The sequence below is a fragment of the Flavobacterium cryoconiti genome (assembly GCF_048158645.1).
Classification (GTDB): Bacteria; Bacteroidota; Bacteroidia; order Flavobacteriales; family Flavobacteriaceae; genus Flavobacterium; species Flavobacterium cryoconiti.
In genome coordinates this window covers 106,185-119,880 of the sequence record NZ_JBLNKW010000012.1, presented here as the reverse complement: position 1 = coordinate 119,880, position 13,696 = coordinate 106,185, and the positions used below count along the sequence as shown (strand labels likewise).

At 33.3% G+C, this 13,696-nt stretch carries 11 protein-coding genes; 5 read left to right on the top strand and 6 right to left on the bottom strand.

Annotated elements, in window-relative coordinates; genetic code table 11:
* Positions 1-24 precede the first annotated feature (24 nt).
* The 3 genes from ACM55H_RS16275 (at position 25) to ACM55H_RS16265 (ending at position 5,047) form a co-directional block, all read left to right on the top strand.
* Positions 25-1,722: a M23 family metallopeptidase gene (locus ACM55H_RS16275; RefSeq protein WP_416837515.1), complete on the top strand. Its 1,698-nt coding sequence runs from the start codon at positions 25-27 to the stop codon at positions 1,720-1,722.
* Positions 1,723-1,734: 12 nt separating this feature from the next.
* Complete coding sequence (locus ACM55H_RS16270) at positions 1,735-4,197, top strand: TonB-dependent receptor (RefSeq protein WP_416837514.1); 2,463 nt, start codon at positions 1,735-1,737, stop codon at positions 4,195-4,197.
* A gap of 127 nt (positions 4,198-4,324) precedes the next feature.
* Positions 4,325-5,047 carry a CREC-EF hand family protein gene (locus ACM55H_RS16265; protein WP_416837513.1) on the top strand — a complete coding sequence of 241 codons (723 nt, stop codon included), beginning with the start codon at positions 4,325-4,327 and terminating at the stop codon, positions 5,045-5,047.
* 3 nt (positions 5,048-5,050) lie between these two features.
* On the opposite strand, the gene ACM55H_RS16260 is transcribed toward ACM55H_RS16265, so the two are convergent.
* The 5 genes from ACM55H_RS16260 to ACM55H_RS16240 form a co-directional block, all read right to left on the bottom strand.
* Positions 5,051-5,752 (bottom strand): hypothetical protein, encoded by a 702-nt coding sequence (locus ACM55H_RS16260; protein ID WP_416837512.1) that lies wholly within the window; start codon positions 5,750-5,752, stop codon positions 5,051-5,053.
* A gap of 56 nt (positions 5,753-5,808) precedes the next feature.
* Complete coding sequence (locus tag ACM55H_RS16255) at positions 5,809-7,635, bottom strand: ABC transporter ATP-binding protein (RefSeq protein ID WP_416837511.1); 1,827 nt, start codon at positions 7,633-7,635, stop codon at positions 5,809-5,811.
* Positions 7,636-7,715: 80 nt separating this feature from the next.
* The gene (locus tag ACM55H_RS16250) at positions 7,716-9,443 is read right to left on the bottom strand and encodes a phospho-sugar mutase (protein ID WP_416837510.1); all 1,728 of its coding nucleotides are present in this window, start codon (positions 9,441-9,443) and stop codon (positions 7,716-7,718) included.
* A 270-nt stretch (positions 9,444-9,713) separates the two neighbouring features.
* Entirely contained in the window at positions 9,714-10,673 is a 960-nt protein-coding gene (locus ACM55H_RS16245; protein ID WP_039109116.1) for a glycosyltransferase family 2 protein, read from the bottom strand.
* A gap of 6 nt (positions 10,674-10,679) precedes the next feature.
* Positions 10,680-11,213, bottom strand: coding sequence for a DUF4199 domain-containing protein (locus ACM55H_RS16240; RefSeq protein ID WP_416837509.1), 534 nt, complete (start codon positions 11,211-11,213; stop codon positions 10,680-10,682).
* A gap of 241 nt (positions 11,214-11,454) precedes the next feature.
* Between ACM55H_RS16240 and ACM55H_RS16235 the strand changes: the two genes are divergently transcribed.
* Both ACM55H_RS16235 and ACM55H_RS16230 read left to right on the top strand, forming a co-directional pair.
* Positions 11,455-11,706 (top strand): type B 50S ribosomal protein L31, encoded by a 252-nt coding sequence (locus tag ACM55H_RS16235; protein ID WP_039109118.1) that lies wholly within the window; start codon positions 11,455-11,457, stop codon positions 11,704-11,706.
* 165 nt (positions 11,707-11,871) lie between these two features.
* Complete coding sequence (locus ACM55H_RS16230; protein ID WP_416837508.1) at positions 11,872-13,047, top strand: GlmU family protein; 1,176 nt, start codon at positions 11,872-11,874, stop codon at positions 13,045-13,047.
* A gap of 48 nt (positions 13,048-13,095) precedes the next feature.
* On the opposite strand, the gene ACM55H_RS16225 is transcribed toward ACM55H_RS16230, so the two are convergent.
* Complete coding sequence (locus ACM55H_RS16225; protein WP_416837507.1) at positions 13,096-13,629, bottom strand: murein L,D-transpeptidase catalytic domain family protein; 534 nt, start codon at positions 13,627-13,629, stop codon at positions 13,096-13,098.
* Positions 13,630-13,696: the final 67 nt, after the last annotated feature.

Here is a 13,696-nt window from a genome sequence, read left to right as displayed (position 1 = left end):
TTTATCTTAGCAAAAATGAAACCCATGAAAATTTTTATATTTCTTATATTTTTTTGCAGTCCTCTTTTTGCTCAGGTCGAATATCCCAAAGATTATTTCAGCTCTCCACTTGATATCCCAATGCAACTTTCAGGGAATTTCGGAGAATTAAGACCCAATCATTTTCATGCTGGCTTTGATTTAAAAACATTGCAGAAAGAAGGATTGAAAGTTTACGCTGTTGCCGATGGGTATATATCAAGAATCAAAATTTCTACTTTTGGTAACGGAAAGGCTATTTATATTACCCATCCTAATGGATATACTTCCGTATATGGGCATTTACAAATAGCAAATGGACTTATTGAAGAGTATATTAAAAAAGCTCATTATGCCTTAAAATCTTTTGAAATAGAGTTGTTTCCTAAATCAGATGAACTGATTGTTAAAAAAGGGCAAATAATTGCTTTTTCAGGAAATACAGGCGGTTCTGAGGGGCCACACTTGCATTTTGAAATTAGAGATACTAAAACAGAAAAAATTATTAATCCTATGTTTTTCGGATTTGATAAAAGCATTAAGGATACTAAAAAGCCTACCATTTCAGGCGTTTATGTATATCCATTGGAGACTAAAACATCCGTGAATCATTCCAAGCGTCCCTTATTACTTAATTTGTCATTGCAGAAAGATGGTACTTATTTATCTGAAAAGGTTGTTGCCAATGGAAAAATTGGATTTGGTATTAACACATTTGATTACGATGATGTTTCCTTTAATAAAAACGGCGTTTTCAAAGTACAATCTTTTTCTAATGGAAAACCAACTTTTGGGTATCAATTCGACACGTATTCTTTTGATGAAATGCGCTATGTAAATGCACTTATCGATTATTCAAAATATAAGAAAACGCAACAAAGAGTTCAGAAGTTATTTATGAAAAACAAATACGGATTAAGTATTATTCAGTCTGATGATAATAACGGAGTTGTTACTGTAACTCCTAATTTATCCTCAGTTTATCGTGTTGAAGTTTCAGATTTTAATGGCAATAAAAGCACTGTTTCTATTCCAATACAATATGATTTATTATCCACTATTATAGAGAAGGAACCCGTTGTTTCTAACTATTTTGTAAGGGCAAACAAAGACAGTAATTTTGCTAAAGAAAATATGTCTGTTTTCTTTCCTGCAGGAACTTTTTATGAGGATTTTGATATGAATTTTGATGTAAAAAATGATACTTTATATCTTCATGATGATACAGTTCCAGCGCATACTAATTTTACAATTTCCATAGAAGACAATAAATATACAGAAACGCAAAGAGAAAAAATATTTATAGGTTTAATCGAAGGTCAAAAAGTAACTTACAATTCAACCTATAAGAAAGAGAATGTTTTTAATACAAAAGTGAAAACTTTAGGGAAATATGCATTGATTATGGACACTATAGCTCCTAAAATTGCTATAGCGAAACCTATTGAAGGAAAATGGCTGAGTGATCAAAAGACGATTCAACTTACTATAAATGATAGTTTGTCAGGTATAAAATCGTATAATGGTTATTTGAATGGAAACTGGATTTTATTCGAATATGACAATAAAACTAAAAAAATAATTCACAATTTCAATGATGGAATTGTAGCCGAAGGTGCCAATGATTTAAAAGTGGTTGTGATTGATAATGTAGGAAATTCGACTATCTTTGAAACTCGTTTTTTTAGAAGCCAAAAAAAATAAAAAACAAACCATTTGAGTACTAATAAATTATTACTTGTTTTCTTTTGTTTCTGTGTTGGACTTGTTGCATCAGCCCAATCAGCCAGAATCAAAGGAATTATTCTTGATAAAAATAACCAACCCGTAGATAACGTAAATGTTTTCTGTCTTGGTAAAACAACTCAATCTAATACAAATGGTTTTTTTGATTTGGCTGTTCCTGCTAATCAAAAACTAGTGGTTGTTTTTACGCATGTTTCTTTAAAAAAGACAACTGTTTCGATTGTTTTAAAATCAAATGAAGACTATGAATTCAATTTGGTAATGAATGACCATGAGGAACAGATGGGCGAAGTTATCGTTATTGCAAAAAACAAAAAGCGAGTACAAGGAATTACCACAATTGAACCTGAAGTGATTCGAAAAATTCCCGGGGCCAATGCAGGTATCGAAAATATATTGAAAACTTTACCAGGAGTAAATTCTAATAATGAGCTCAGCACACAATACGCTGTTCGTGGCGGGAATTATGATGAAAATTTAGTTTATGTCAATGAAATCGAAGTATATCGTCCATTTCTAATTCGTTCAGGGCAGCAAGAAGGATTGAGTTTTACGAATACTGATTTGGTTCAAAATATTGATTTTTCTGCTGGAGGTTTTCAGGCGAAATTCGGAGATAAATTATCTTCGGTGTTGGATATTACCTATAGAAAACCTGTGAAATTTGGTGCCAATCTTGAAGCGAGTTTTCTTGGTGGAAGCCTGTCCGTAGATGCCGTTTCCAAGAATAAAAAATGGTCGGCAGTAACGGGAGTTCGGTATCGTAACAATAGTCTTTTGGTGAAAAGCCAAGAAACACAAACGAATTTCACACCAACATTTGCTGATATTCAAACAAATATTAATTATCAGGCTTCGGCCAAATGGCAATGGAGTTTTTTAGGAAACATTTCTCAAAATAAATACCAATATCAGCCATTGACACGCCAAACTAATTTTGGAACTATTGATAATCCTATGGCACTTTCAATTTATTATGAAGGTCAGGAAAAAGATAAATACAATACTTATTTTGGAGCAATAAAAACAACTTTTAAGGCTTCGAGTAATTTTACATTGAAATTTATCGGATCCGTTTTTCATACTTTGGAACAGGAACATTTTGATGTTTTTGCGCAATATCGCTTGGGTGAAGTCGATGCCAATATCGGTTCAGATACGTATGGCGATGTTTCTTTTACAAGAGGAATTGGTTCACAGCTTAATCACGCACGAAATGATTTAGATGCACTAATTATCAATACGGAAGTAAAAGGATTCCACGATTGGAAAGAAAACCAATTCGAATGGGGAGTAAAATACACTCGAGAATCCATTCGGGATAGAATAGTGGAGTGGGAAGTAATTGATTCGGCAGGATTTTCTATAAATCCACCAATCGTCATTTTGCCTAAAAATGATCAACCGTACATTTCTTACACAGGGCCTTTAGTGCCTTATCAAAACGTGAGAGCCACTAATTTCAATACGATTAATAGATTTTCTGGGTATGCACAATGGAGTAGAAAAGGGAATTTAGGTTCAAGTGAAGTTTGGTATAATGCGGGAGTGCGAATGCATAACTGGGAAGTTTCAGGAGATAATGTAATGGGTAAATCTCAAGTTACTTTTAGTCCAAGAGCGCAATTTGCCATAAAACCAAATTGGGAAAAGGATATGGTTTTCAGGATTTCGGGAGGTTTGTACCACCAACCGCCATTTTATAGAGAGCTTAGAGATGCTGATGGAGTAGTGCAACCAAATGTTAAAGCGCAACAATCCATTCATTTCGTTTTGAGTAATGATTACAGTTTCAAGATGTGGAATCGTCCTTTTAAACTGGTTTCAGAATTGTATTATAAATCATTGGCGGATGTAAATACCTATACCATTGATAATGTTCGCATACGTTATGCGGCTAATAATAATGCTAAAGGATATGCACAAGGACTGGACGTTCGTTTAAATGGCGAATTTGTTCCCGGAACAGAATCGTGGTTTAGTTTTGGATATTTGAAGACGGAAGAAAACAGCAATAACAAAGGATACATAGCAAGGCCTACCGACCAAAGATTGAAATTTGGGCTTTTGTTTCAGGATTTCATGCCTAATATTCCAAGTGTAAAAATATACCTGAATTTAGTTTACAATACAGGTTTGCCAGGAGGTTCGCCTTCGTATGCAGATCCTTATTTGTATCAAAACAGATTAAGGGATTATCGCCGAGCGGATGTTGGTTTTTCTAAAGTACTTATAGATAATGGTACAGGAAATAGCAATTGGTTTAAAAGCTTCAAGGAGCTGGCTATAGGATTAGAAATTTTTAATCTTTTTGACAATCAAAATGCGATTACCAATACTTGGGTTCGGGATGTGTATTCAAAAAATCAATATGCCATTCCTAATTATATGACCACAAGGGTTTTTAATATAAAATTGAGCGCAAAATTATAATAGAAAAGAATTAGAAACGTTTTTTATAAAAGATAGAAAGATTTCTAAATCATAAATCATTTGCAGAATGCCACGAGCATTTTTAAAAATGATTACATTTGAATTTATTTTTTAATAAGACATCATCATGAAAAAATTACATATAGCATTATTAGGACTTTCAGTTCTACTTTTAACCAGTTGCAAAGAAGACGCCGAAAAACCAAAAGTAATTTACGGTGGCGCAAATAAAGGAAAAGAAATTGCCAAAATTGATTCTACTGATATAGAAATAGCTGATTTGCCTATTCATATGGAAGGAACTAATTATTTGATTCATCCCGTAGGCGATTTGAGCATTCGTGAAAGAGGAATAAAAACAAGATACGGATCTTCCAGTGTGAATGATTTGAGTTTTACTATATCTAATTATGGAGAAAATGAAATCACTGGTTTTTTACAAAACATAAAGTTTCAAAAAATAGGTTCAGATTCTATAAAAGCATTGACAGATGAGCCTGTTTTGATTCAAACTGCAACGTATTTAAAATCAGTTGCTGATAAAACTAAAAATCAAATCATGGTTTATACGATGGTTGATATGGATACCAATAAAGATGGGAAACTTGATACGAGTGATATTAAGGCTTTGTATCTTAGTGAAATTAGCGGAGATAAATTGACTAAATTATCGGATAGTTATCAAGAATTAATCGATTGGAATTTGATAGAATCTACTAACCGGTTGTATTTTAGAACCGTTGAAGATACCAATAAAAATGGGCAATTTGATAAAATGGATGTAGTGCATTATAACTATGTTGATTTGTCAAATAAACAATGGAAAATCGTTAGTTACAAACCGGTTTAAAACCTAAATTAAAATATCACTTTCTAAATCAGATTTTTCAATTGTAAAATCGAACCCTAATTGTTTTACTAATTGAATAACGAGGTTTTTGTACCAGTTTTCGGATTTTGGATGAATGTATATCTTTTCAATGAGTTCGTTGATGTCAACATTGATTTTAAGTCCATCGTTGATTTTAATAGTATTGTCAGCAACATCCGAAATGATACGTACTTCCCGTTCGTATTGAAAACTCTTTCTTTTGAATAAAAAAGGAAAGAACATATCATCAAAGGGGATGTACTCCTTTTTGTAGTCGATATAATTTACTTCTCCAATGTATTGATTGAAATTAACCTCAGGATGAAGTGCATTTTGTAATCTCCCAATCGTGGATTGAATTGCCAATCCTTCGCTGTTTTGCGTGAAAATTTGCCACATCGCAAAGGATTCGTATTCGTTGATATGCCAACTGCTAATGGCTACTTTTTCCCGATGTGTTTTGTAAAAATTGAGAAATTCAGGATTATCAATCGATAGTTTTTTTATTTCTTCAAATGTGGGTTCGCTAAAAGTACCTTCATATTGATCCTCAAATTTATCAGACCGTGACATAAAAAGCTTTTGAGACATTAACAAGTCAAGAAACTTAGACAAGTCAAGGTATTTCCAAACAATAGTATTTGGATCTTCTGGAAGTTTTATGTTTGTGTTATTAAGATACATTTTTTAGCTTTAAGATTTTACGCACATTAAAACATAAAAGTACCATTCTTTAACCACTATTCGAATGATTGCATGGTTACTAATTTGTTATAAGTTCCATTTAACGCAATTAGCTCTTCGTGTTTGCCTTGTTCCACAATTTTTCCTTTTTGCATCACTACAATCAAATCTGCTTTTTGAATGGTAGAAAGACGGTGAGCAATAACAATGGAAGTTCGGTTTTGCATCATGTTTTCCAGAGCCACCTGTACAAACTTCTCGCTTTCAGTATCTAATGCTGAAGTTGCTTCATCCAGAATCATAATTGGAGGGTTTTTCAAAACGGCTCTTGCAATTGATAAACGTTGTTTTTGTCCACCGGAAAGTTTGTTTCCGCTGTCGCCAATGTTAGTGTGAATTCCTAACGGTAGCTCGTTCACAAATTCATATGCATTGGCAATTTTCAGTGCTTCAATGATTTCATCGTCTGTTGCGCTATGTTTGCCAAGGGAAATATTTGCTTTTATGGTATCGTTAAATAAAATGCTGTCTTGGGTAACCAATCCCATTAAGTCACGCAGCGAATGGATATTCATCTCCTTTATATCAACTCCATCAATAGAAATTGTCCCTTCATTTACGTCATAAAAACGAGTTAATAAATTAGCAATGGTACTTTTTCCACTTCCTGATTGACCAACTAATGCTACAGTTTGTCCTTTTTTTACTTCCAATGAAAAATGCTTTAAAACATTCTCGTCTTCGTATTTAAAGTTAATGTCTTTAATAACTATGTTAGTGTCAAACGAATCCTTCTTGATAGCATTTACCTTGCTTTTAATGGTGTTTTCCTGGTCCAGAATTTCCAAAACGCGTTCTGCAGCAGCATTTCCTCTTTTTACAGCATACGAGGCTTTCGATATTGATTTTGCGGGTGTAAGAATGTTATACGCTAATCCCATATAAGCAATAAACGATGCTCCGTTCAAAGTTTTTTCAATCAAAACCATGTGTCCGCCATACCAAAGTAAAATAGCAATTACCATAATTCCCATAAACTCACTGGCTGGAGAAGCTAGATTTTGGCGATTGCCAATGCTATTAGATAATGTAAAAAAGCGTTGCGTCGATTCTTGAAAAATGCGATTGAAATAACGCTCAGAATTGTATCCTTTTACCACTTTCAATCCGCCTAAAGTTTCTTCAATAGTAGATAAAAAGATACCTTGTTCTTGTTGTGCTTTGGTTGATTTCTTTTTCAATTGCTTTCCTATCAATGAAATCACATAACCCGAAACCGGAATGAAAATAAACACAAAAAGTGTCAGTTTCATACTTATGGTAAACATGGTGGTAATGGTAAAAATAATGGTTAGCGGTTCTTTTACAATAAGTTCCAAAATAGAAAGAAAAGAAGTTTGTACCTCATTTACATCTGCTGAAATCCGGGCAATTACGTCTCCTTTTCTTTTCTCTGAAAAAAAGGCTAACGGTAAATCAATGGTTTTTTTGTACATCGCATTTCGCATGTCTCTCAAGACACCATTTCTTAAAAAGGTGATGAAAAACATGGCCATGTAATCACTGAGATTTTTTAGTAAGAAGATTACAATAATCACAGCAACCATAATAGATAGGGTATGGCCTACTCCAAAAGTATCAGTTGTATTGGTAATATAATAGCTTAGATAATCTTCGCCATATTTTTTAAGTTCCCAAATTCCTTTGTAAGTTGGAATTACTGTATTTCTTTTGGTTTGGTCGAATAAAACCTGCATCATAGGAATTAGAGATACAAAAGAAAGTGTACTGAAAAGAGCATATAAAACATTGAAAAATATGTTTAGATACGCATACTTTTTATACGGAATTATAAAAGGGAATATTTTTTTAAAATTGATCATTTATGTTGTTTTTTACCATTAAGACCCGACAAGATTTTTAAAGCCTGTCGGGTCTGTCAGAAAAATTTATTTGCATTCAATTAATTCAATTGCATGGCAGCGATAATGTTTTTTATTTTTTCATTTAAAACAGCTTCCACCTTAGAGAAATTTTCAACAGCATCCAATGCTGTATTTACACTGATATAGAATTTTATTTTAGGTTCAGTTCCACTAGGTCTGGCGCAAATTTTTGACCCGTCTTCCGTATAATAAATCAAAACATCTGCTTTTGGCATATCCATGATTTCTTCTTCGCCGGTTAGTAAGTTTTTGGCAACAGATGATTTGTAATCTTCTAACATGATTACTCTTTGTCCGTTAATTTCTTTTACAGGATTTTCACGTAAAGAAATCATCATCTGATTGATTTCGGCTAAGCCTTCCATTCCTTTTTTAGTGATAGAAATCAAATGTTCCTTGTAAAAACCATGTGCTACATAAAGTTTTAATAATTCTTTATAAACAGTACTTCCTTTGGCTTTGGCCTGAGCCGCAACTTCGCAAATTAATAAAGTTGCTGCTACGGCATCTTTATCACGAACCGCATCGCCAACCATATATCCAAAACTTTCTTCACCACCACCGATGAATTTTAGTTCCGGGAAATCTTTTATCATTTTGGCAATCCATTTAAAACCGGTCAAACCCACTTTAAATTGTACCCCATAAGCCGATGCCAATTCCATAATCATAGGTGTTGAAACGATAGTCGAACCTACAAATTGTTTCCCATTGATTTTTCCTGCTTTTTTCCATTCTTCCAATAAAAAAGCGGTCATCAAAATCATGGTCTGATTTCCGTTCAACAAAGTCATTTGTCCTTCATTATTTCGAACAGCAACACCTAATCGATCGCAATCTGGATCAGTACCAATTACAATATCAGAATTTGTTTTATCCGCTAATGCCAATGCCATTGCCAGTGCTTCCGGTTCTTCTGGATTAGGAGATTTTACTGTTGGAAAATCACCATTTGGAACCCTTTGTTCTTCAACAATATGCACGTTAGGATAACCAGCTTGCGCAAAAGTATCTGGAACAAGTGTAATTGATGTACCGTGCAAAGAAGTAAAAACAATATTTAAGTTTTCTTTGGCTTCAGCTGGAGTGCCAAAACTGGCATTTTCGATAGTTGATTTAATAAAAGCTTCGTCAACTTCGGTATCTATGTATTCTATCAAATCTTCATTTGCAGTAAATTTGATTTGATCGTAATTTAAATTTTCAATAACATTAATGATTCCTTCATCTTCTGGCGGAACAATTTGGCCACCATCTTCCCAGTACACTTTGTAACCATTATATTCCGGTGGGTTGTGAGAAGCAGTAAGAACAATTCCGCATTGGCAGCCTAAATATTTTAGGGCAAATGACAATTCTGGTGTTGGTCTCAAACTAGAAAATAAATAAACATGAATGCCATTTGCAGAGAAAACATCTGCAACTAATTTAGCTAAAGTGTCACTATTATGACGACAATCATAAGCAATAACAGCTTTTATGGGTTGATTAGGAAATGATGTATGCAAATAATCCGAAAGACCTTGTGTGCTTTTTCCTAAGGTGTATTTATTGATGCGATTGTTTCCTACGCCCATTATACCGCGCATTCCACCAGTTCCAAATTCAAGATTTTTATAAAAACTTTCTTCCAGTTCTTTTGGTGAAGTAGTCATTAATTCTTTGATTGCTTCCTGTGTTGCTGTGTCAAATGTTGGAGTAAGCCATTCATTTACTGCATCCAAAATGTTTTGTTTGATATCCATTTTTGTATGTTTTTAGGTTTTAAATTCTTAGTTTAAAATTTTAATATAGTTGCTTCGGTAAATTAAATTAATTTTTTTAGGAGCTATTCCTGCTATCCGCTGTATCTTTTTCTTGAAAAAAGAAAAAGGATGTCGCTGCTATCAGGGCTAGTTTGTGTCCTGATGAGAAATAGTTCACGTAAATTTCAGTAATTCTCCGGATATGCAATTTGCAAAATCAAACAATACAATTTACATTAAATTCGTGTTTTTTTTAATCTTGAGTGAAAATTATAAAAAATTAACTTCAGTTGAAACTTTATAACGCTCTTCATTGTTTTTTGTTCGCAAAATTATTTCGCCAAGAAATCCGGCCAAAAATAATTGGGTACCTAATACCATGGTTGTTAAAGCAATATAGAACCAAGGATTACTGGTTACTAAATTATAGGTCATGCCATTATACATATGGTACAGTTTTGAAACACCAATATAACCCGCCAATAAAAAACCAATTATAAACATTAATGAGCCCATGGCTCCGAATAAGTGCATTGGTCTTTTCCCAAAACGAGAAAGAAACCAAATGGTAATCAAATCGAGAAAACCATTAATGAAACGTTCCATTCCAAATTTAGTTTCACCATATTTTCTGGCTTGATGTTGTACTACTTTTTCGCCAATTTTGCCAAAACCGGCATTTTTTGCCAAAACCGGAATGTATCGGTGCATTTCACCCGAAACTTCAATGTTTTTCACCACTACATTTTTGTAAGCTTTCAGTCCGCAATTAAAATCATTCAATTCAACCCCTGAAGTTTTTCTGGCTGCCCAATTAAATAATTTTGAAGGTAAGTTTTTAGCAACTACGGAGTCGTAACGTTTCTTTTTCCAACCGGAAACCAAATCAAATTTACCATTGACAATCATTTCATACAATCCGGGAATTTCTTCTGGACTGTCTTGTAAGTCGGCATCCATAGTGATGATGACATCGCCTTTGGCTTTTGCAAAACCAGCATGTAGGGCTTGTGATTTTCCAAAATTTTTCATGAAACGAACGCCTTTCACATGAGGGTTTTCATTTGCAAATTGTTCAATAATAGCCCAGGAATCATCCGTACTTCCGTCGTCCAGAAAAATGATTTCATAGGTGTAATTATTCACTTGCATCACTTTAATGATCCAAGTGTAAAGTTCCTTAAGTGATTCCTCTTCGTTAAGAAGTGGTATGAGTATAGATAAATTCATTCCTGTTTATTCTTGTGATGAAGATTTACTTTTAAAAAATGCGGCCATAATCAATCCTAATATAGCGCAAAAAAAGAGGTTGAAAATAGACCCTTTTAATTGTTCAACGATGGAATAAGGATCTGTTTCTTTTAGTTTTAAAATGGTTTCATTTAAAGAAGATGCAGCTACTCCAAATTTTTCAGAAGTGCTAATCAAATATTTTATGGTTAAATCCAGTAAAGCAGTTTTTACTGATGGATCTATGAAATTGAATAAAATGATTTTAAAAGCGAGAGAAATAAGTACCCCAATAGCAGCTGTAATAAAATAGGTAGTAAAAGCTTCTTTAAAAGGGAATATGCCGTTTAATTCTTTTTTTGTTTTAGAAAGCGATAGAATTGGAACAATGATAAAAACAGAAAAGCTTAAAAGGGTAGTCCACCAAGCAATGAATAATTCTATGTCTACTGCATACATTAAAGCAGTAATTAACGATAATATTACTCCTGTAATTATCCCAAATGTAATTCCGTTTCTTTTTATAATTTCATTAACCATTAGTAGCTGTTTATTTATTAATCCACAAATATAGCAATTCCCAATATATTCGAGGATAAAAATCGCTTTTTACGATTATATAAAAAAAGTGATGCAAAGATTTGATTATTGGAAAAAAATTGTAAATTTGCAAACTCAAAATAATAATGTAAAACAAAAAGTTATAATGAGTTTATACCTTTTCTGTTAGAAGAAAAGCTTCAAAACAAGTTGTAATTAACAAATAAAAAAGATTAACAAGATGAAAAAAGGAATTCACCCAGAAAATTACAGATTAGTTGCATTTAAAGACATGTCAAATGACGAAGTTTTTATTACTAAATCTACTGCAGATACAAGAGAAACATTAACAGTTGATGGTGTTGAATACCCAGTTGTAAAAATGGAGATCTCTAGAACTTCACACCCTTTTTACACAGGTAAATCTAAACTTATTGATACTGCAGGACGTATCGATAAATTCAAAACTAAATACGCTAAACACGTTAAATAATTTTAACTTGTTTTCAAATACAGTAAAGCCTTCCATTTGGGAGGCTTTTTTTATTTTTATCTATTTGAAAACTTTGTAACTTTGGTGTCAATATTATTAAAACGGTAGATTGATAAAATTAATTTTCGAATCAACAAATAACCGAATCAACAAATAAACAATTTTATGAATTACATACTTTTTGACGGTCCTGCTCGAAATGCATTATTGCCTTTTACTTTCACGCGTCCCGTTGCGGATATCCTTATTGGAATTATGACTATTCGTCAAAAATGGGAAATGCGTTTGGGTTCTACCACAACTACATTGACAGAGGAATATCTGTCCGAAAAATTTCCAATGGTAGAGTTAGAAGAAAATGTAATGATAAATGCTTCCTTTCTTCCTAACGATGTTTTGGCTGAAATGGTTAGTAATTTAGAATCAAATCAGGCTATTTTCAAAGGTGACGAAGTAATTGCTTTTCATACTAATGAAGATCAGGAAGAAGTAGATTTTGATACGTATGAAATAATAGAATATCAAGATGATTGCTTAACTGTGGAACATACTTGGGATATTTTTTCCAAAAATGATGCAGCAATACGAGAGGATTTTGAATTCTTAACCGAAGATAGAAAATCGCAACCCATTCCAAAAAGCGTTAATGTAATTGCACCGGAAAATATATTTATAGAAGAAGGAGCTAAGTTAGCGTTTGTTACTTTGAATGCTTCTACGGGTCCAATTTATATTGGCAAAGATGCTGAAATTATGGAAGGCACCGTAATTAGAGGTCCATTTGCCTTGTGCGAAAATGCAACAGTAAAAATGGCAGCTAAGATATATGGAGCAACAACTGTAGGTCCGTATTCCAGAATTGGCGGAGAAGTAAATAACGCTGTTTTATTTAGTTATTCGAATAAAGGACACGATGGGTTTTTAGGAAATTCTGTTCTTGGCGAATGGTGTAATATTGGTGCGGACAGTAATAATTCGAACCTGAAAAACAATTACGAAGAAGTGAAATTGTGGAGTTATGAAACCGAAGGTTTTGCTAAAACAGGACTTCAGTTTTGTGGATTGATGATGGGGGATCATAGCAAGTGCGGAATTAATACCATGTTCAATACAGGAACGGTAATAGGGGTAAGCGCCAATATTTTTGGAAGCGGATTTCCTCGTAATTTTGTGCCGAGTTTTTCTTGGGGTGGCGCTTCGGGTTTTACTACTTACATAACCAAAAAAGCTTTTGAAACGGCTCGATTAGTAATGGCTCGAAGAAATGTTGACTTTGATGAAAGAGAAGCAGCTATTTTAGAACATGTTTTTGAGGAATCAAAAAAATGGAGAAAAGACTAATTTTCACATCAGATAAAAATGTAACAAGCCTCAATCTAGAGGCTTTTTTTATTGATAGGCATAAAGGAGTGAACCATTTTTTATCAGGTCAATTAGTTTATTTGCATTACAGTCCGGAACGGAAAAGCATCCCCAACTGAATTTACTGTACATCCTTTTTGATGAATGAACCACAATATTTCTTTTCAAAGCATTGGAGTTCTTGTCGTTTTCTAAACCATCTAGCTTCAAAGAATAGCCCCACATACCATTATAGGTTTGTAAAGTAACGTAACAGCCTAATGAAGTCGCATTGCTTCCAATAGCATTGCTAAATAAATTAGGAGTTAATCCTGTACCTGAGCCAGAACCATGATCAACATTACTGGTCAGCAGTATTTTGCTATTTTTCAAATCAATGACATACAGTCTTGCTTCCTCTATTGATTTTGAAAAATCGATTAGGGTTATAATATCTTTATTTTTGGCTTTAAAACCCCATTTTGTTTCTATTTCTTTTGCCTTCTTTACAATTTCTTCGTTGTTTTGAGCTACAATGAAATTAATCGTGCATAAAAGAATTATTGTTAGTGTTTTTTTCATGAACTAGTTTTTAAAATATTTTTCCGAGCCTAAATAATTCGGGTTTGTAGTTTCATCATCAGTATTA

What these genes read in the sequence shown, in the direction of transcription:
- ACM55H_RS16275 (WP_416837515.1), top strand. Translation starts at nt 25, where the DNA reads ATGAAAATTTTTATATTTCTTATATTTTTTTGCAGTCCTCTTTTTGCT.
- ACM55H_RS16265 (WP_416837513.1), top strand. Translation starts at nt 4,325, where the DNA reads ATGAAAAAATTACATATAGCATTATTAGGACTTTCAGTTCTACTTTTA.
- ACM55H_RS16260 (WP_416837512.1), bottom strand. Translation starts at nt 5,752, where the DNA reads ATGTATCTTAATAACACAAACATAAAACTTCCAGAAGATCCAAATACT.
- ACM55H_RS16255 (WP_416837511.1), bottom strand. Translation starts at nt 7,635, where the DNA reads ATGATCAATTTTAAAAAAATATTCCCTTTTATAATTCCGTATAAAAAG.
- ACM55H_RS16250 (WP_416837510.1), bottom strand. Translation starts at nt 9,443, where the DNA reads ATGGATATCAAACAAAACATTTTGGATGCAGTAAATGAATGGCTTACT.
- ACM55H_RS16245 (WP_039109116.1), bottom strand. Translation starts at nt 10,673, where the DNA reads ATGAATTTATCTATACTCATACCACTTCTTAACGAAGAGGAATCACTT.
- ACM55H_RS16240 (WP_416837509.1), bottom strand. Translation starts at nt 11,213, where the DNA reads ATGGTTAATGAAATTATAAAAAGAAACGGAATTACATTTGGGATAATT.
- ACM55H_RS16235 (WP_039109118.1), top strand. Translation starts at nt 11,455, where the DNA reads ATGAAAAAAGGAATTCACCCAGAAAATTACAGATTAGTTGCATTTAAA.
- ACM55H_RS16230 (WP_416837508.1), top strand. Translation starts at nt 11,872, where the DNA reads ATGAATTACATACTTTTTGACGGTCCTGCTCGAAATGCATTATTGCCT.
- ACM55H_RS16225 (WP_416837507.1), bottom strand. Translation starts at nt 13,629, where the DNA reads ATGAAAAAAACACTAACAATAATTCTTTTATGCACGATTAATTTCATT.